Origin of the sequence: Streptomyces pactum (genome assembly GCF_002005225.1) — a bacterium.
Taxonomy (GTDB): domain Bacteria; phylum Actinomycetota; class Actinomycetes; order Streptomycetales; family Streptomycetaceae; genus Streptomyces; species Streptomyces pactum_A.
Genome location: NZ_CP019724.1, coordinates 3201955 through 3220787 on the forward strand (window position 1 = coordinate 3201955; position 18833 = coordinate 3220787).

Genomic DNA, 18833 nt, shown 5'->3' on the forward strand with positions numbered 1-18833 from the left:
CCTGTGATCTCAGCGGTTCGTCTTGGGGTCGAAGGCGTCCCGCACCGAGTCACCGAGGAGGTTGAAGGCCACAATGAAGATCACCATGGCCACTCCGGGGAAGAGCATGTAGTACGGATCCTGCTCGACGATGCCGGCGCCGATGGCGAACATCCGCCCCCAGTCCGGCGTCGGCTCGACGTACCCCACACCCACGAAGGACAGGAACGCGATGCTGAGGATGGTGCTCGGCAGCGTGAGCGTCGCCTGGACCAGCGTCGGGGTGACGATGTTGGGCAGCAGTTCCTTGCGCAGGATGCGCCAGGGCGAGGCACCGGAAATGCGCGCCGCCTCGATGAACTCCCGGTCGCGCAGGGACATCGTGGCGCCCCGGACGATGCGGGCCATGCTCATCCAGCCCAGGAAGGACAGCACGATGATGATCGCGCAGGCGCGCACGTAGGTGGGCGTCTCCTTGTCCGGGGCGACGAACACCGTGGTGATGACGGGCATCGCGGCGACGAAGAAGAGCTGGCTGGGCAGCGCCATGAAGAAGTCGGTGGTCCGGCCGAGCCAGTAGTCGATCTTGCCGCCGAAGTAGCCGCCGGCGAGGCCGATCAGGACACCCAGCACCGTCATGATGACGGTCGCCGCCAGCGCGGTGGCCATCGAGTTGCGCATCCCGTACAGCAACTGGGTGAACACGTCGCGGCCCAGACCCGGTTCGATGCCGAACCAGAAGTCGCCGGAGATACCGCCGAACGGCGCGGCCGGCATGGTGAACATGTCCAGGAGGTCGGGGTTCTCCTGCCCGTACAGCGTGTACGGGTCCTTGCCGTACACCTTCGAGATCAGCGGCGCCGCCGCCGCGATCACGAAGAAGAACAGGACGACGAAGGCAGAGACCACACCGGCCCGGTCGCGCTTGAAGCGCGCCCACATCAACTGCCCGGGCTTGCGCCCTTCCGGCGCCTTGGTCTCCTGGGCGTCACCCTGCGGCGCGCTCTCTTTGTCCAAGACGGAAGAGGCTTCAGCACCCTCAATCTCGATTGGACTCGTCATGATTCGTCCATTTCACAGGTTGGAGGTCGTCGGGACTGCACGGCCGTCCGACGGCCTTCGCACGGCGTACGTCTTCCGCAGCGCGCGAGGGGAACAACGACGGAGGGGCGACATCACCCCTGGAGAACCCTGGCTCGCGACCGGCATCCACCGGCCGACGGCACGCGTCGTCAAGGAAGTTCGCGACGCCTGGCCGCTACCGCAACCACCGTGACGGCACTGAACGCACCCGCGGGGCCTACACCTGCCATCGGGGACGATACGACCCATATGGCGCTTGTGGCACCTCGCATGGGTTCCTCCTCATGAATCCGCTGGTTCACCGCAAAGAGGAGCACACGACACATCCCGGCCACTCATGGGTGACCGGAGATTCGCCAAGTGCCCCCGCCGCTCGCGAGTCCGCACCGTCAGCGCGTGACCCGTTCATCCGAGCTTTATGTGGCTAACTATCTGCCATCGGCCAGGGAACGAACCACACCTTCGAGGTCTCGGTTCGATCACAGATAGAGGCCAGATCTTTCAAAATCCGGACAAAGGGTTTGGTGAGAGATCACAGCGAAACGGACTTGTTACACATCTAACGGAGGTCACTGTCCGTATAACGGACGCCTGTGTGACGAAAAGTGATTGCGCGTAACGCGACGGCGGTGCAGGCTGCCTTGCAGGTCTGTCTCGCGCTCGGCGACGCCGGCCACGGGGACCGAAAATCGACCCGTCGGCGCTCCGGTTTCCGCGCAGGTTAGTGCGGAACGAGCCGCTCGACGGCGCCTCGTCACGAAATCGAGGGTTATCCCTACGCCTCTCGGCGGCCCCTCGCGGCCGCCGGCGCTCCGCACCACGCCAAACGGCACCGGACACCACGTCGAACGTGGTGTCCGGTGCCGTCGGTGAGTGGAATCAGCCGTGCTTGGCGCGGCTCGCGGCGCGGGCGCGCTCGCGGGCGTCCAGGTTCACCTTGCGGATGCGAACCGCCTCCGGGGTCACCTCGACGCACTCGTCGTCGCGGCAGAACTCCAGCGACTGCTCCAGCGAGAGCTTGCGCGGCGGGACGATCGCCTCGAAGGAGTCGGCCGAGGACGACCGCATGTTGGTGAGCTTCTTCTCCTTGGTGATGTTGACGTCCATGTCGTCGGCGCGGGAGTTCTCGCCGACGATCATGCCCTCGTACACCTCGGTGCCGGGCTCCGTGAAGAGCACGCCGCGCTCCTGGAGGTTCGTCATCGCGAACGCGGTGACGGCACCGGAGCGGTCGGCGACCAGCGAACCGTTGTTACGGGTCGTGAGGGTGCCGAACCAGGGCTCGTGGCCCTCGTGGATGGAGTGCGCGATGCCGGTGCCGCGGGTCTGGGTCAGGAACTCCGTGCGGAAACCGATCAGACCGCGGGACGGAACCACGAACTCCATGCGGACCCAGCCGGAGCCGTGGTTGGACATGTTGTCCATCCGGCCCTTGCGCACGCCCATGAGCTGCGTGACCGCGCCCATGTGCTCCTCGGGCACGTCGATCGTCATGCGCTCGACGGGCTCGTACGTCTTGCCCTCGACCTCCTTGGTGACGACCTGCGGCTTGCCGATCGTCAGCTCGAAGCCCTCGCGCCGCATCTGCTCGACCAGGATGGCGAGCGCCAGCTCACCTCGGCCCTGCACCTCCCAGGCGTCCGGACGCTCGGTGTCCAGGACGCGCAGCGAGACGTTGCCGATCAGTTCGCGGTCCAGGCGGTCCTTGACCTGGCGGGCGGTGACCTTGCGGTCCTTGACCACCGCCTTGTTGTCCGCGCCCTTGCCGGTGGCGCCGCGACCGACCAGCGGGGAGGTGTTGGTGCCGATGGTCATGGAGATCGCGGGCTCGTCCACCGTGATCAGCGGCAGCGGAACCGGGTTCTCCTGGTCGGCCAGGGTCTCGCCGATCATGATGTCCGGGATGCCGGCGACCGCGCAGATGTCACCGGGGCCGGCCTTCTCGGCGGGCTTGCGGGTGAGCGCCTCGGTCATCATCAGCTCGGAGATGCGCACGCTGCTCACCGAGCCGTCGCGCTTCATCCAGGCGACCGTCTGGCCCTTCTTCAGCTCGCCCTGGTGGACGCGGAGCAGGGCGATACGGCCGAGGAAGTTGTCGGCGTCCAGGTTGGTGACGTGCGCCTGGAGCGGGGCTTCCTCGTCGTAGGTCGGAGCCGGGATGTAGTCCAGGATCGTCGAGAAGAACGGCCGCAGGTCGGTGGAGTCCGACGGGACCGTGCCGTCCTCGGGCTTGGTGAGGGAGGCGACGCCGTCCCGGCCGCAGGCGTAGACGATCGGGAACTCGATCTGCTCCTCGTCGGCGTCCAGGTCGAGGAAGAGGTCGTACGTCTCGTTGACGACCTCGTCGATCCGGGCGTCCGGGCGGTCCGTCTTGTTGATGCAGAGGATGATCGGCAGCCGCTGGCTGAGCGCCTTGCGCAGCACGAAGCGGGTCTGCGGCAGCGGGCCCTCGGAGGCGTCCACGAGCAGGACGACGCCGTCGACCATCGACAGACCGCGCTCGACCTCGCCGCCGAAGTCGGCGTGGCCGGGGGTGTCGATGATGTTGATCGTGATCGGGTCCCCGCCGTCCTTCGGGTGGTACTTCACCGCGGTGTTCTTGGCGAGGATCGTGATGCCCTTCTCACGCTCCAGGTCGTTCGAATCCATCATGCGGTCGTCGACGGAGTCGAGCTGGTGCGCGGCGAAGGCACCGGCCTGCTTGAGCATTCCGTCGACGATGGTGGTCTTGCCGTGGTCGACGTGGGCGACGATGGCGACGTTGCGGATGTCGTGGCGCGTGGCCATATGAGGCGTACTCCCGGAGGGTGTGAGGACGGCCCTCGCGTACGTCCGTGTCACGCGGGCCTGCCGGGCGATACATGCCACGGCCTCACCCAATGGTACGGGGCCCCGGGGGCCAAGGCTTCCCGGGTGTTGTACGGGCCGGCCGCGGGCCCCCGGTCAGGGCTCCGCGGCACCCCGGTCAGGACGCGGGAGAGGCCGACGGACGTGAGCCGTGGGCGCCCTTCTTGAGGAAGCCCATGTCCTCGTAGACCGGGGTCTCGAAACCGAAGGCGCCCGCGTTGGCGAGGTTCTTCCGGGCCGCCAGGATCTGGGGGCGCTGGTAGAGGGGGATGGAACCGGCCGCCGCCCAGATCCGCGAGTCGGCCTTGCGGAGCAGGTCCCGGGCCTCCTTCTGGTCCAGCGTCGCCATGGCCTGGTCGAAGAGCTGGTCGACCTGGTCGGTGCCGACCCGGGTGTAGTTCTGCGCGACGTTCAGGGAGCCGTCGGCGGCCGGGACCGGCTTGGCGTAGATGGGGCGGGCGTCGGTGGCGGGGAAGGCGGAGGCGGGCCAGGAGTAGAGGGCCAGGTCGTACTCGCCGGAGGCGACGTGGTCCTTGAAGTAGCTCTCGTCCGGGACCCTGGTGACGTCGGTGCCGATGCCGATCTTCTCCAGCATGTCCGAAATCCGGTCGGCCACGGTGCGCAGCGCCTCGGAACCGGGGCCGGAGGGGAGGACGAAGCGCAGGGTGAGCGCCTTGCCGTCCTTGGCGAGCGGAGCCGTCGCCGAGCCGGCCGGGGCGGCGGTGCCCTTGGGGGCGTAGGCGCCGGTGGCGCCGCCCTGTGCGGTGTTCTTGCCGCTGCTGTGCTTCTCGCCGCTCTCCTGGTCGGTGTCGTCGGTGTCGTCCCCGTCCTCGTCCTTACCGTCCTCGTCCCCGTCCTTACTGTCCTTGCCGTCCCCGTCCTTGCCGTCCGTGTTCTTGCCGTCCCCGTCCTTGCCGTCCGTGTTCTTGCCGTCCGTGTTCTTGCCGTCCTCGCCGACGATGTACGTCCCTTCGTCGCCGCCCTCGGACTTCTTCTCGTCCTTGCCGTCCTCGTCCTTGCCGTCCTCGTCCTTCTCGCCCTCGGCGCCGGCCGCCTCCTCGCCGTCCTCGGACTCCTTCACGGGCCCGCCCGGCACCCACCCGGCGTCCGCGAGCAGGGCCCGGGCCTCCTTGGCGTCCTGCTCGCCGAGGGCGCCGCTGCCGTCGGCGTAGGCGGCCTGCCCGGACAGGGCGAGGTGGCTGCCCACGGGCTCGGTGGGCAGGCCCAGCGGCCCCAGCACCGCCTCGGCCAGCTCCTCGCGGTCCAGGGCCCGGGCCACGGCCCGACGGACGCGTTCGTCGGCGAGGGGGCCGTCGGCGCCGTTCAGGGCGAGCTGGGTGTAGGCGGGCTCAAGCGACTTGCGGACCTCGAAGCCGCTCAGGGCCTGCTGCCGGCGTTCGAGCTTCGCCCGGGCCTCGCGCCGCTCCTCGCGGGCCTCGATCTCCTCCTCGGCGGCCTCCTCGTCGGATCCGTTGGCCACCGCCCAGGACCGCAGCGCCTGGGCGGCGGACCTGCCCTGCGGGCCGGGGAGCGGTGAGCCGCCCGAGTCCGCGGCCGGGGTGCCGTCCGGGCCCATGAGCGGGGCGCCGGTACCGGCCTCCCGCTCGGCGGCGGCCAGGCCGGCCCGCTCGGCGGTGCCCGGGTCGACCTCGGCCAGGTCGAGCTTGCCCGCGACCAGCTCGGAGACCCGCTCGTCGCGGGGTACGGCGCGCAGCACGATCCGGTCCAGCTTCGCCGGCTCTCCCCACCAGCGCGGGTTGCCGGTGAGTACGACCTCGTCGTCCTCGGTGTCGACCTTCTCGACGGCGAAGGGGCCGGCGGTGACCTCGAGCTTGCGCCGGGCGCCGTCGTTGAAGGCGTCCGGGGTGCCCATGACGTCCTTCGGGTACAGCGGCGTGAACAGCGACCTCCAGTCGGCGTAGGGCCGGCTGAAGGTGACCTTGACCTCCAGGTCGCTGTCGCCGCGCTGGATCTTCTCGATGCGGTCGTAGCCGGCGTTGCGGGCGGTCCAGTAGGCGCTGTCCTTGCCGGACAGGGCGCGCCACTGGGCGGCGAAGTCGGCGGCGCCGATCTCGCGGCCGTCGCTCCAGACGGCCTGCTGGTTGAGCTTGTAGACGACGACCTGCTTGGGCTCGGTCTCGACGACCTCGGCCGATTCCAGGTAGTCGGGGTTGCGCACCGGGCGGCCGGTCTCGTCCATCCGGTACATCGAGGGCAGCACGGCCTGGGCCACGCGGGTCGTGGCGGCGTCGGCGTCCGACTGGAAGGTGTTCAGTGTGTCCGGCACGGAGTCCACGGCCCAGCGCAGGGTGCCGCCGTCGGAGACCTGGGCGCGGGCCGCCGCGGCGACGTCCTGCTCGGCGAGCGGCTTGCCCGACGGGTCCTCGGAGCTGCAGCCGGCCAGCGCGGGGACCGCGAGCACGCCCGCGGTGAGGAAGGCGACCGAGCGCATGACCGCGCGCGGTCCGACGCCGACGTAGGACATCTCTGCTACCTCCGGTGGGCCGCGGGCATGGTGATCACTTGTGGCGGCATATACGTGGTACGCGGGTGTTGAATGCGCTATATGCGGTATTGGTGTTGATCATTTGTATCCCGGGCGGGGATGCCGCCACTGAAGAGGAAACGGTTCGGCGACGCTGGGAGACACGGCGACGACGGTGCGTAACCTCACCCGTGCGGCGCAATACCACCCGTGATGCACCGACACGCCCCGGCCAATCGGCGCACATCCCTTCCCAGCGGCAGGTGTGACGCGCGACACTCGCAGGCGCATGAACGTCGACACCCAGGGCCGGCCCCGTGCCGCGTCCGACGAGAGCGAGGTCACGTCATGTCCGTGCACGACGACCTGTCATCGATGCAACGCAGTCTCGACGAGCTGTGCCGGTCGGTGGCCCGACTGGAACAGCGGCTGGGCAGCGGCGGACTCGAGGTCCGCCGGGTCCGCACCGACGCCGACCACCTGCGCGAGAGCTTCGCGCTGCTGCGGACGGCGGCGGCCGTACCGGACGCGCCCAAACGTCCGGACCTCGTCCCGATCCCCGACACGCCCTACGACGGTTCACTGTGGACGGACTCGGACGACGAGGGCCTCGGCGCCCGCGACCGCCGCGCCCCCTGAACCCGACCCGACCGACCGGAGTCGCCCAGTGGCCACTGGTACGGAACCTCCAGCCACCGAACCCCATCCCCGGGGCGGTGGCGTCCACACCCCGACGCGCGCCGCCATCCGCGCCCCGCACCTGCGCACCGACCGCTGGTGGCTGGCACCGGCCGCCACCGCCGCGGGCCTGCTGGCCTTCGTCGTCTACTCGACCTGGCGGGCCTTCGCCAATGCGGACTACTACGCGGCGCCGTACGTCTCGCCCTTCTACTCCCCCTGTCTGGCGCAGAACTGCGAGCCGATGCGCGGCGGCCCCAACTGGGACCTGTTCGGCGGCTGGTGGGGCATCTCCCCCGCGATCATCATCCTGATCTTCCCGCTCGGCTTCCGCCTGACCTGCTACTACTACCGCAAGGCCTACTACCGGGGGTTCTGGGCGTCCCCGCCGGCCTGCGCGGTGGCCGAGCCGCACAAGAAGTACACCGGCGAGACCCGCTTCCCGCTGATCCTGCAGAACATCCACCGGTACTTCTTCTACGCCGCGCTCCTGGTCGCGCTGATCCTCACCTACGACACGGTGCTCGCCTTCCGCGACGAGCACTACGCGTGGGGCCACATGGGCCTGGGCACCCTGGTGTTCCTCGTCAACATCGTGCTGATCTGGGCGTACACCCTCTCCTGCCACTCCTGCCGGCACATCGTCGGCGGCAAGCTGAAGCACTTCTCCCGGCACCCCGTGCGCTACCGGATGTGGCAGTGGGTCGGGAAGCTCAACGCCCGGCACATGCTGCTCGCCTGGGCGTCGCTGGTGAGCGTGGCGCTCGCCGACCTCTACGTGTATCTCGTCGCGTCCGGTGCCTTCGACGATCCGAGGTTGTTCTGATGTCCGTGGTCGACCGGCAGGAATGGGACGTCGTCGTGGTGGGCGCGGGCGGCGCGGGACTGCGCGCCGCCATCGAGGCCCGCGAACGGGGCGCCCGTACGGCCGTGATCTGCAAGTCGCTGTTCGGCAAGGCGCACACCGTGATGGCCGAGGGCGGCATCGCCGCCGCCATGGGCAACGCCAACCCGGGCGACAACTGGCAGGTGCACTTCCGCGACACCATGCGCGGCGGCAAGTTCCTCAACCAGTGGCGGATGGCCGAGCTGCACGCCCAGGAGGCCCCGCAGCGGGTGTGGGAGCTGGAGACCTGGGGCGCGCTGTTCGACCGTACGAAGGACGGCCGGATCTCGCAGCGCAACTTCGGCGGCCACGAGTACCCGCGCCTCGCCCACGTCGGCGACCGTACGGGCCTGGAGCTGATCCGCACCCTCCAGCAGAAGATCGTCTCGCTCCAGCAGGAGGACTTCCGGGAGACCGGTGACTACGAGTCCCGCCTGAAGGTGTTCCAGGAGTGCACGGTCACCCGTGTCCTCAAGGAGGGACGCCAGGTCTCCGGCGTCTTCGGCTACGAGCGCGAGTCGGGCCGCTTCTTCGTGCTGGAGGCGCCCTCGGTGGTGATCGCCACGGGCGGCATCGGCAAGTCCTTCAAGGTGACGTCGAACTCGTGGGAGTACACGGGTGACGGCCACGCGCTGGCGCTGCTGGCCGGTGCGCCGCTGCTGAACATGGAGTTCGTGCAGTTCCACCCGACCGGCATGGTCTGGCCGCCGTCCGTGAAGGGCATCCTCGTCACCGAGTCGGTGCGCGGCGACGGCGGGGTGCTGCGCAACTCCGACGGCAGGCGGTTCATGTTCGACTACGTCCCCGACGTCTTCAAGGACAAGTACGCGGTGACGGAGGAGGAGGCCGACGGCTGGTACGACGACCCGGACCACAACCGGCGGCCCCCCGAACTGCTCCCGCGGGACGAGGTCGCGCGCGCGATCAACGCCGAGGTCAAGGAGGGCCGGGGCTCCCCGCACGGCGGCGTCTTCCTCGACGTCTCGACCCGGATGCCCGCCGAGGTGATCCAGCGCCGGCTGCCCTCGATGTACCACCAGTTCAAGGAGCTGGCCGACGTCGACATCACGGCCGAGCCGATGGAGGTCGGGCCCACCTGCCACTACGTGATGGGCGGCATCGCGGTCGACTCCGACACGGCCGCCGCGCGCGGGGTGCCGGGGCTGTTCGCGGCCGGTGAGGTGGCCGGCGGCATGCACGGCTCCAACCGGCTCGGCGGCAACTCGCTGTCCGACCTGCTGGTCTTCGGGCGCCGGGCGGGCTGGCACGCCGCCGAGTACGCGGCCGGGCGGGCGTCCGACGCGCGGCCCCGGGTGGACGGCGCCCAGGTCGACGCCGCCGCCGCGGAGGCGCTGCGGCCGTTCTCCGCCGAGGCGGAGGCGCCCGAGCCGTCCGACGGCCCGCCGGAGAACCCGTACACCCTCCACCAGGAGCTCCAGCAGACGATGAACGACCTGGTCGGCATCATCCGCCGCGAGCCGGAGATGAAGCAGGCCCTGGAGAAGCTCGCGGAGCTGCGGGTACGGGCCCGGCGGGCCGGAGTCGAAGGGCACCGGCAGTTCAACCCGGGCTGGCACCTCGCCCTGGACCTGCGCAACATGCTGCTGGTCAGCGAGTGCGTGGCGCGGGCCGCGCTGGAACGCACCGAGTCGCGCGGCGGGCACACCCGCGAGGACCATCCCTCGATGGACCGCCGGTGGCGCCCGGCCAACCTGCTGTGCTCCCTGGCCGACCCGAGCGGCGGCGCGGCGGCGACGGACCCCGAGCGCGGCCAGATCGCCCTGGAACGGACGGCCACCGAACCCGTCCGGCCCGACCTGCTCGCCCTCTTCGAGAAGGACGAGCTCGCCAAGTACCTCGCCGAGGAGGAGCTGTCCGAATGAGCGGCTACGAGGCCCGCTTCAGGGTGTGGCGGGGCGACACCGACGGCGGCGGCCTGGAGGACTTCCGCGTCGAGGTGAACGAGGGCGAGGTGGTCCTCGACATCATCCACCGCCTCCAGGCCACCCAGGCCCCCGACCTCGCCGTGCGCTGGAACTGCAAGGCGGGCAAGTGCGGTTCGTGCTCGGCGGAGATCAACGGACGGCCGCGGCTGCTGTGCATGACCCGGATGTCCGTCTTCACCCGCGAGGAGACGATCACCGTCACGCCGCTGCGCGCCTTCCCGGTCATCCGTGACCTGGTGACGGACGTCGGCTTCAACTACGCCAAGGCCCGCGAGGTCCCGGCCTTCGTCCCGCCCGCCGATCTCGGGCCGGGCGAGTACCGGATGACGCAGGAGGACGTGGACCGCTCGCAGGAGTTCCGCAAGTGCATCGAGTGCTTCCTGTGCCAGGACACCTGCCATGTGGTCCGTGACCACGAGGAGAACAAGCCCGCCTTCGCCGGGCCGCGCTTCCTCATGCGCGTCGCCGAACTGGACATGCACCCGCTGGACGCGGCCGGCGACACCGGCCTGGACCGCGGGCGCACGGCCCAGGACGAACACGGCCTCGGCTACTGCAACATCACCAAGTGCTGCACGGAGGTCTGCCCCGAGGGCATCAAGATCACGGACAACGCGCTGATCCCGCTGAAGGAACGGGCCGTGGACCGCAAGTACGACCCGCTGGTGTGGCTGGGGTCGAAGATCAGGCGCCGGTCCTAGGCCCGTAGGGCGTCGAGCGCTCGCTCAGCGGACCCAGCCCTCTCGGTACTCGTCCCAGTTCGTCTCCGTCGCCGCGAAGTCGATGTACGGGGCGACGCCGAAGAGCTTGCGGTCGGCGTCCGTCCGGGACAGGCCCAGGCGGACGCCCCGGACGGCGGCGGCGACGGTCTCGGCGTGGCCCCAGTGGTCGAAGTTGCTCTCGTAGTAGAAGGGCAGGCCCATCAGCAGGTGGGTGGTGGGCGGCGTGACCTCCAGGGCGAGGGACGTCTGCTGCGCCACGTAGCCGCCGTAGGTGCCCTCCAGCGGCTGCGCGGTGTCGTACGACATCACGGCGATCTGGTCGACGCGGCGGGCGACCTGGCCGAAGAACTCCTGGGACCACCACTTGGGGTGTGCGGTGAAGACGCCGAAGACGGAGTGCAGGGCCGGGAGCGGGTCGATCTGGTGGGCGGCCACGGAAAGCTGTGCGTCCCGGTCACGGGTGACGGCGCGCAGGTCGTCCAGGAGGGAGAGGTAGTCCCGGTCGCCGGAGTGCAGCGGCTCCAGGTCGAGGTGGACGCCGTCGTAGCCCGCGTCGAGGACCTGCGCGGCGCTGCGGACGACGGCGGCGCGCGTGGCGGTGCGTTCCAGGTGCATGCCGTCGGGGCCCTCGGTGGCCAGGACGTCGCCGAGGAATGCCTGGACGCGGACACCGGGCAGCTCGCGGTGCACGGCGTCGATCAGCCAGCGGGCCTCGGGGTAGCGGGACTCGGGCAGGGTGCCGTCGTGTTCCAGCGGGCCCGTGTGGACGTACAGGTCCCGGATGCCGGTGGTCTTCAGGCGGCGGGCGAAGGCGGCGAGCTCCGCGTCGTCCTTGCGGCCGTCCACCCAGGCGTGGCCCAGCCACATCGCGTCGCGGTTCCTGGTGTGGGTGCCTTCGGCGGGGTCGCCCATGTAATTGACGCGGAGGGCCGTCTCGGCGGTGAGGAGGGGAAGGAGCAGGACCAGGAGGATGGCGAGGGTGGTGCGGCGTACGCGGCGGAGCCGCCTTCTTCGCTTTCCGCTCCCACCGGAACCGTCCGTGCGGGCCTCGTCGTCGGGGGCGGGCGGCGGCCCCTGTGGCGGGCCCTCGCCGCCGTCGGCCGCCGGGTCGGTGGCTGCCGGGTCGGCGGAGCTCGAGTCTGTGGTTCCGGGGTCGGTGGCTTTCGGGTCGGTGGAGCTCGAGTCTGTGGTTCTGGCGTCGGTGGCTTTCGGGTCGGTGGTTCTCGGGTCAGTGCTCGGTTCCGTGTGATCCACGGCGTTCCCCTCCCTGTGGCCCTCCCCGGTCGCGGTGGCCGGTTCACGCGCATACGCTCCGAACGTGTTGCCAGCGTGGACGACTCGAACCGGTGTTCCGGTTGCGGTCGGGAGCGCGGCGCCGTGATCTCCGCCGACCTGGTGCCGCCCCTGGTCACGGCCGGGGCGGCGCTGCTGCTGGCCGGTTACGGCCACCGGCGCCGCACCCGGCGCGCCCGGACCCGTACGACACCGGGCCGGGTCAGAACAGGCTCAGCAGAGCCTCCGCCGGGTCCGTGAGCTGGGTGTCGGCGCCCGGAAGGGGCAGTTCGAACCACACCGTCTTGCCGCGCGGTGTACGGCGGGAGCCCCAGGCCGCGCTGAGCAGGCCGACCAGTTGCAGGCCGCGGCCGCCCTCGTCGGTGGCGCGGGCCCGGCGCCGCCGGGGCTGGACCAGGCCGGAGTCCCAGACCTCGCAGACCAGGGTGCGGTCGAGGAGAAGGCGGAGTCTGATCTCGCCCTCGCCGTACCTCAGGGCGTTGGTGACCAGTTCGCTGACGAGCAGCTCCGTCGTGTCGACCAGCGGTTCCATGTCCCAGTCGAACAGCTTGGCGCGGGCCAGCTCGCGTGCCCGGCCGACACTGCGCGGCTCGCGCGGCAGGGTCCAGTCTCCGACGGACTCGCTGGGCAGGCCCTGGACGCGGGCCATCAGCAGGGCGATGTCGTCCTCTCCGTGGTGGCTGTCGAGGGTGTTGAGGACCTGGTCGCAGACGTCCTCCAGGGGGCGTGCGGGGTCCGTGAGCGCGCCGACGAAGGCCTGGAGGCCCTCGTCGAGGGGGTGGTCGCGGCTTTCGACCAGTCCGTCCGTGTAGAGCGCGAGCAGGGAGCCTTCGGGCAGTTCCACCTCCACCTCCTCGAAGGGCTCGCCGCCGACGCCGAGCGGCAGGCCCGGGGGGACGTCCAGCATCAGCGCGGACTCGCCGGGCTCGACCAGGACGGGCGGCAGGTGGCCCGCGTTGGCGAAGGTGCAGCGCCTGGTCACCGAGTCGTAGACGGCGTAGACGCAGGTCGCCAGGTAGACCTCGGACAGGTCGGCCTCGCGGGGCCGGCGGGCGGCCCGGGTCGCCTGCTGGACGCCCCCCGGGGCGCCGAGACCGCGCGCGATCTCGTCCAGTTGGGAGAGCACCTCGGCCGGTTCGATGTCGAGCTGGGCCAGCGTGCGTACGGCGGTGCGGAGTTCACCCATCGCGACGGCGGCGCGCAGGCCGCGCCCCATGACGTCGCCGACTACCAGAGCGGTGCGGTGACCGGGGAGTTCGATCACGTCGAACCAGTCGCCGCCGACCTCGCTGGGCCGGCCGGTGGCGGCGTTGCCGGGCAGGTAGCGGCAGGCGATGTCGAGGCCGGACGCCTCGGGGTCGCCGGGCGGGAGCAGGGAGCGTTGCAGTATCAGCGCGCGCTCGTGCTCACGCCGGTAGAGGCGGGCGTTGTCGATGCAGACGGCGGCCCGCGCGGCCAGCTCCACGGCGAGGTCGCGGTCGCGGTCACCGAACGGCTCGCTGCCCTTGGTCCGGGCGAACTGGGCGAGTCCGACGACCGTGTCGTGGGCGACCATCGGCACGGCCAGCGTGGACTGCACGAGGCCGCCGTCCTCGGCGGGGACGTTGCGCGGGCGGGCGGTGCGCAGGGCGTCCGCGCAGGGTGAGTTGAACGGGTAGTGGTGGACGGCGCCGAGCTGGACCCGCTCGCCGGTGCCGTGGAAGGGCACGTCGGAGACTGCGCTGGAGAAGGCCACGCGGCGCAGTTCCGCGCCGCCGTCGGCGAGGCCGGGCGGGGTCTCGTCGCCCGCCAGCAGGCCCTGGTAGAGGTCGACGGTGGCCAGGTCGCAGAAGCCGGGGACGACGACGTCGAGGAGTTCGCGGGCGGTGGTCTCCAGGTCGAGGGAGTTGCCGATGCGCGCGCCCGCCTCGTTGAGGAGGGCGAGGTTGCGCCGGGCGGCGGCGGCCTCGCGGGCGGCCTCACGGCGGGCGGTGATGTCGGTGCCGAGCCAGGCCACGCCGATGGGCCGGCCGGAACCGCTGTGCACGCGGTAGAGGTTGACGGACCAGTGGCGGCGTTCCTCCGAGCCCGGCACGAAGCCGGTGACGTGCATGTCGGTGATGGAGTCGCCGGTCTCCAGCACCCGGCGCAGGGTCGCGGAGACCCGGTCGCCCTCGGCGCGCGGCAGGTAGTCGTGGACGCCCTTGCCGCGGTGGTCGTCGGGGGTGCCGCCGAAGACGGAGGCGAACCGCTCGTTGGCGCGGCGCACCCTGAGGTCGGGGTCGATCAGCAGGAAGCCGAACGGGGACTGGCCGAATATGGCCTGCGAGGCGGCGAGGTCGGTCTCGATGGTGCGCAGGACGCGGACGTCGACGACGATGCAGACGGCGGCCTTCTCACCGTCCTCCGTCCGCGTCGGCATGACGTACACCTCGGCGAGCCCGCGCTGTCCGCGCCGGCGCTGCCCGCCGCCGGCGCCGTCGTCCGGCACCCGGAAGGGGACCACTCCGGTCCACTCCCGTCCGTCCAGGATCTCGGCCATCTTGCGCTGGCCCCGTTCCCGCAGTTCGGGATCGACGAAGGCCTCGATGGGGTCGGTGCCCACGGCGTCCGGGGCCCGGATGCCGAGCAGTTGCTCCGCGCGCAGGCTCCACTGGTCGACGAGCCCGTCGGGACCGATCGAGAAGGACGCGACCTTGACGTAGTCGTAGATGGAGCCGGGTGGGCTGCTCTGCCACACCGCGTCACCGAACGGCACGCCGTCCGACGGGCCCTCGGACTCCGTGGCCCTCGCTGGTATCTCGCTCACGCGAACCGTCCCCTCCAGCTCACCGCGTCCGGCACCGGTCACCGGGGGCGGCTGCCCGCAGTATCCAGCACTACGGCGCCGCACAACACGGTGTTCACGATCACAGCACGGTCCCGATGGTTTTCGGTCCGGACCGTGACAACACTTCCACTCTTCTAACCAGCGGACACGGCATCGAATCACGCAGTTCGACAACTGCCACTGGCCTGAACCAGTAGGCCGGCGGGGCCGGGCCCGGCGTCGGGGCGTTCCGGCGCGGTGAAGGACGTACCGGAAGGAGTGAAGGACGCCCTGAAATCGGTGTGTCACGCGGGTCGTTCCGGCACCGCGAGTTCGAACCACACCGTCTTGCCCACCTCTCCGGGCCGGGTTCCCCAGCGGCGCGCGGAGGAGGCCACCAGTTGCAGGCCCCGGCCGTCCTCGTCCCCGGGGCGGGCGACGCGCTCGCGGGGCGGGTCCGGAAGCGGGTCGGAGACCTCGACCAGCAGCACGCCGTCCGGTCCGGCGGGGTGGCGCACCAGGCGGACGCCGATGGGGCCGGTGGCGTGCCGCAGGGCGTTGGTGACCAGTTCGCTGACCAGCAGGGCGGCGATGTCGCCGAGGTCGTCGAGGTCCCACCCGTGCAGGGTGCGGCGGACGAGGGAGCGGGCGGTCCGCACGGCGTCCGGCGCCGCGGGAAAGAACCACTCGGCACAGCCGCCTTCGCTGTCGATCACGCCGATCACTTCCCCGGCAGGCGCCCCTACCCATGTCCACTTTCGTGGGGTTAATGGGCACATACCCGATATTCCAGCGCCGGTACCGCACCGGGGGGCGCACTGTGGCGCCGACGGCACACGGGGCGCTCACGCCGGAGCGCTCACCCGCCCCGCGCGTCCGTCGCCTCCAGCCCCAGGTGCGCGAGCGCCCGCTCGACGGCCGGCACGTCCTGGTCGAGCCAGGGCACGTCCCAGACCTCGGCGGGCGCGAGCCAGCGCAGGGCGTCGTGGTCCTCGAGGGGTTCGGGGGAGGCGGAGCCGGGAAGCATACGTGCGGTCCACACGTGCAGGACGAAGGGCGGCCGCAGGGGCCACTGCCCCGGGACCCGCTCACCGGGCTCGGCCGTCACGCCCAGCTCCTCGCGCAGTTCGCGTACGAGCGCGGCCTCGGGCGTCTCGCCCGCCTCGACCTTGCCGCCGGGCAGCTCCCACCGTCCGGCCAGCTCGGCCGGTGCGCTGCGGCGCGCGGCGAGCAGGCGTCCACCGTCGACGAGGGCGGCGCCCACCACGATCCGTTCCGTCATGCGCCGGAGCCTACGGCCTGCTCGCCGGCGCGGTCAGTCCGCCGTGCCCGTGCCGTTCGCGCCGAGCTCCTCGACCCAGTAGAGCTGCTTGTGTCCGCGACCGTCGAGGGTGTCCGCGATCTTCTGGGCCTCGGCCCGGGTCGCGTACCTGCCCACGCGGTAGCGGTTGCCGTTGTCGTCCTGCCGGAAGACCAGCCAGGGAAGAGTGACCGTGCCGTCGTTCATCGCGCCCCTCCACTTCCCGTCCACGGCCCGCGCCGTACCCCGCCCGCTGAGGAAACCCCGATCCGCATATGCCCGAGCCTACGCCCAACCTTCACGCAGCGAATACGGCTTTACACAAAGAGGTACGCAACCAGCCAGAACGCAGGGGGCGCACGATGCGAAACGCGCCGTCCGCGCACGCCCGTGCTTCCGGTCGGAGGCATGCCGGAAACCCCCGGGACGACCTGCGGGAACGACCGTGATCCAGCGCCGCGCGGAGCACGGCACGGGGCGTGGAGACCGGCGCCGGCAAGGAAAAGGGGCGCGGGAGGCGCACGAGAGGCGTGCGCCATCTCACACCACCGGCGACGCGCGAACTCCCCCGGCGGCGCCGCTACTTGACGGGAGGTGGTACGCCACTACCTGACGGGCAGGTGGTACGCCACGCGGTAGCGGTCGGCGGGAACGACCACGTCGGCCGTCTCGACCGCCCGGCCCGAGGCGTAGAACGTGCGCTGGATGACCAGGACCACGTGTCCCGGGACGCCTCCGAGCGCGAGCAGCTCCTCGGCGAGGCCGGGGCGGGCGCCGACCTCCTCGGTGACGTTGTCGACGACGACGTCGATGGCGGCCATCCGCTCCACGACGCCCATGCCGCCGAGCGGTCCCTCCTCGGGCAGCATCACCGGCGTGCGGCCGGTGAGGTCCAGCGGCTCCCAGGAGGTGGAGAGCATCATGGCCTCGCCGGCGTCCCGGAAGACGTACCGCGTGCACATCACCCGGTCCCCGGGCTTGATGCCGAGCCGCTCGGCGACGGCGACGCTCGCCTCGGCCTGCTCACTGCGCGAGTCCCACGTGCCGCGGGCCATGCCGTCGGCCTGCTCCTGCCGGAAGGGCGTGGCACCGCCGGCCGGCCGGTACCCGGAGCGGGCGATGCGCCGGGGCACGGGCCGCTCGCGCACATACGTCCCGGAACCGGAGCGGCCCTCGACCAGCCCCTCGGCCATCAGCACCTTGCGCGCTTCCAGGGCGACGGTGTCCGAGACGCCGTACTCCTCGCGGATCCGCGCCTGGGACGGGAGGCGGGCGTGGGGCGGCAGCAGGCCGTCGGCGATCTTCTTACGGAGATCACCCGCGACACGCAGATACGCCGGCTGCTCACCGAATGTCACTGGCCGCTCCCATCGGGTTGTACAGACAGCAACAGCGTGGCAACCGTAGGTTCCGCCAGGCAAGCAAAGGCCAGAGAATCACTCGATGTGATGACTTGTGCCGTCGGAGGGCTTTACGCAGGCACTTTCTCCCCGCTATGGCCGCCGTCACACCTCCTTGCCGGGGCTCTCTCCGCCGCCGTCACCGCTCTCCTCGTACACGGGCGGCGTGGTGTCGAGCCCCAGAGCCTTGCGGGCGGTGACCGTCGTGTCGGCCTCGATGAGCGCGAAGCCCTTGTCGAGGTGCTCGTAGTACGTGTCCACGTCGGTGGCCTTGGCCGCCAGCCCCCACTCCTCGCGCGCCGTCTCCAGGTCCTCGACCAGGTCGGCGACCGGCTGCTCGGCGTCGGCGGACCAGTCGTGCCGGCGCAGCATCCCGGTCTCCCGGACGAGCGCCTCCGACATCTGCCCCGCCCAGACCCGGTATCCGGCGAGGTCGTCCTCGACGCTGTCGGCCACGGGCATCTCGTCCGTGGCCCGGTTGAGGTAGCCCTCCGCCACCAGGTAGGCGTACTGCTCCGAGTCGAGGCCCGTACCGTCGTTGCGCAGCGAGCCGGTCAGCGTCCCCCGCTCGTCCGTGTTCCCGAACAGGCAGGTGATCTCCCGGTCACCCGCGCGCCAGCTCTGCGAGGTCGGGGTCAGGTAGTACACGCCGACGTCGGTCGGCAGCGCCCACCGGTCCATGGCGTACGCGTCCTGGAGGCCGTAGCACCGCTCGTCGGCGGTCCGGGTGATCTCCCCGTCGCCGGGGAAGGCGCCGCCCGGCAGTTCGAAGGCGGCGAACACCTCCCCGTCGTGCTCCTCCCGGCAGGACACCCGCTCGACGTCGTACGTCACCCCCTGCAGGGATCCGCTGGGGGTGGTGAAGCAGTGGCCCTTCTCGAGCGCGTAGGCGGTGCCCTCGCCCCGCGCGGCGTCCCGGAAGCCGTCCCAGAAGTCGGCGGCGGCGCCGGTGGAGAGCGACACCGCCCACAGGGCCAGCCCCACGCAGGACAGCACGGAACCGGCCACGGCGAACCCCTTGCCCCGCTCGCCCCTCCTCCTGATCCGGGCCAGCGCGGTCAGCCCCAGCACGAGCCCGACCGCCGGCACGAAGCACAGGAGGCCCAGCACGAACGCGGCGATGGCGAGACCGTTGACGGGAGGCTGCCGGGGGAAGGGCCCGTAGGGCCCGCCCCAGCCGCCCGGGTACGGCTGCCGGGGCGGGTACGGCCCCTGCGGATACCGGCCCGGCGAGTCCGGCCCCTGCGGGTACTGCCCCTGCGGGTACTGCCCCTGCGGGTACTGCCCCTGCGGGTGCTGGCCCTGTGGATACTGCCCCTGCGGGTACTGCCCCTGGTCGTAGGGCCCTTGAGGGCCGGGCGGCGGGGGTATGGACACGTGTACCGTGCTCCTGTTTCGGGCGGTGACGCCAAGGCGCCGCGGGGCT

The 18833-nt window shown here is 71.1% G+C and carries 14 protein-coding genes; 4 read left to right on the forward strand and 10 right to left on the reverse strand.

Translation table 11 applies throughout. The features are described from left to right. Positions 1-9: 9 nt before the first annotated feature. From B1H29_RS12945 to B1H29_RS12955, 3 genes are all read right to left on the reverse strand, one after another. Complete coding sequence (locus B1H29_RS12945) at positions 10-1041, reverse strand: ABC transporter permease (protein WP_055418026.1); 1032 nt, start codon at positions 1039-1041, stop codon at positions 10-12. A 900-nt stretch (positions 1042-1941) separates the two neighbouring features. After that, complete coding sequence (gene typA, locus B1H29_RS12950) at positions 1942-3849, reverse strand: translational GTPase TypA (RefSeq protein WP_055418027.1); 1908 nt, start codon at positions 3847-3849, stop codon at positions 1942-1944. Positions 3850-4027: 178 nt separating this feature from the next. Then, positions 4028-6394 carry an ABC transporter family substrate-binding protein gene (locus B1H29_RS12955; protein ID WP_055418028.1) on the reverse strand — a complete coding sequence of 789 codons (2367 nt, stop codon included), beginning with the start codon at positions 6392-6394 and terminating at the stop codon, positions 4028-4030. A gap of 348 nt (positions 6395-6742) precedes the next feature. Between B1H29_RS12955 and B1H29_RS12965 the strand changes: the two genes are divergently transcribed. Genes B1H29_RS12965 through B1H29_RS12980 form a run of 4 tightly spaced genes read left to right on the forward strand, consistent with a single transcriptional unit; the run spans position 6743 to position 10605 of the window. Continuing rightward, positions 6743-7033 (forward strand): hypothetical protein, encoded by a 291-nt coding sequence (locus B1H29_RS12965; RefSeq protein WP_055418029.1) that lies wholly within the window; start codon positions 6743-6745, stop codon positions 7031-7033. 28 nt (positions 7034-7061) lie between these two features. After that, positions 7062-7898, forward strand: coding sequence for a hypothetical protein (locus B1H29_RS12970; RefSeq protein ID WP_055418030.1), 837 nt, complete (start codon positions 7062-7064; stop codon positions 7896-7898). After that, positions 7898-9841 carry a fumarate reductase/succinate dehydrogenase flavoprotein subunit gene (locus B1H29_RS12975; RefSeq protein WP_055418031.1) on the forward strand — a complete coding sequence of 648 codons (1944 nt, stop codon included), beginning with the start codon at positions 7898-7900 and terminating at the stop codon, positions 9839-9841. Before B1H29_RS12970 ends, B1H29_RS12975 begins: the two co-directional genes overlap by 1 nt. Then, entirely contained in the window at positions 9838-10605 is a 768-nt protein-coding gene (locus B1H29_RS12980) for a succinate dehydrogenase/fumarate reductase iron-sulfur subunit (protein WP_055418032.1), read from the forward strand. The genes B1H29_RS12975 and B1H29_RS12980 overlap by 4 nt, the downstream gene beginning before the upstream one ends. Positions 10606-10629: 24 nt before the next feature. Here B1H29_RS12980 and B1H29_RS12985 read toward each other — a convergent pair whose 3' ends face one another. The 7 genes from B1H29_RS12985 to B1H29_RS13020 all read right to left on the reverse strand — a co-directional run bounded on the left by B1H29_RS12985 (position 10630) and on the right by B1H29_RS13020 (position 18784). Continuing rightward, a complete protein-coding gene (locus tag B1H29_RS12985; protein WP_055418033.1) occupies positions 10630-11880 on the reverse strand; it encodes a glycosyl hydrolase family 18 protein in 1251 nt (416 codons plus the stop codon). Between the two features lie 241 nt (positions 11881-12121). Next, a complete protein-coding gene (locus B1H29_RS12995; RefSeq protein WP_055418034.1) occupies positions 12122-14707 on the reverse strand; it encodes a SpoIIE family protein phosphatase in 2586 nt (861 codons plus the stop codon). A gap of 305 nt (positions 14708-15012) precedes the next feature. Next, positions 15013-15486, reverse strand: a complete 474-nt coding sequence (locus B1H29_RS13000; protein WP_055418035.1) for an ATP-binding protein — start codon at positions 15484-15486, stop codon at positions 15013-15015. 80 nt (positions 15487-15566) lie between these two features. Continuing rightward, complete coding sequence (locus tag B1H29_RS13005) at positions 15567-15989, reverse strand: (deoxy)nucleoside triphosphate pyrophosphohydrolase (protein WP_055418036.1); 423 nt, start codon at positions 15987-15989, stop codon at positions 15567-15569. A 33-nt stretch (positions 15990-16022) separates the two neighbouring features. Next, on the reverse strand, positions 16023-16214 hold the full coding sequence (locus B1H29_RS13010) for an SPOR domain-containing protein (RefSeq protein WP_055418037.1): 192 nt from the start codon (positions 16212-16214) through the stop codon (positions 16023-16025). Positions 16215-16612: 398 nt separating this feature from the next. Next, complete coding sequence (locus tag B1H29_RS13015; protein WP_055418038.1) at positions 16613-17365, reverse strand: GntR family transcriptional regulator; 753 nt, start codon at positions 17363-17365, stop codon at positions 16613-16615. Positions 17366-17512: 147 nt separating this feature from the next. Continuing rightward, on the reverse strand, positions 17513-18784 hold the full coding sequence (locus tag B1H29_RS13020; protein ID WP_055418039.1) for a DUF4190 domain-containing protein: 1272 nt from the start codon (positions 18782-18784) through the stop codon (positions 17513-17515). Positions 18785-18833 lie beyond the last annotated feature (49 nt).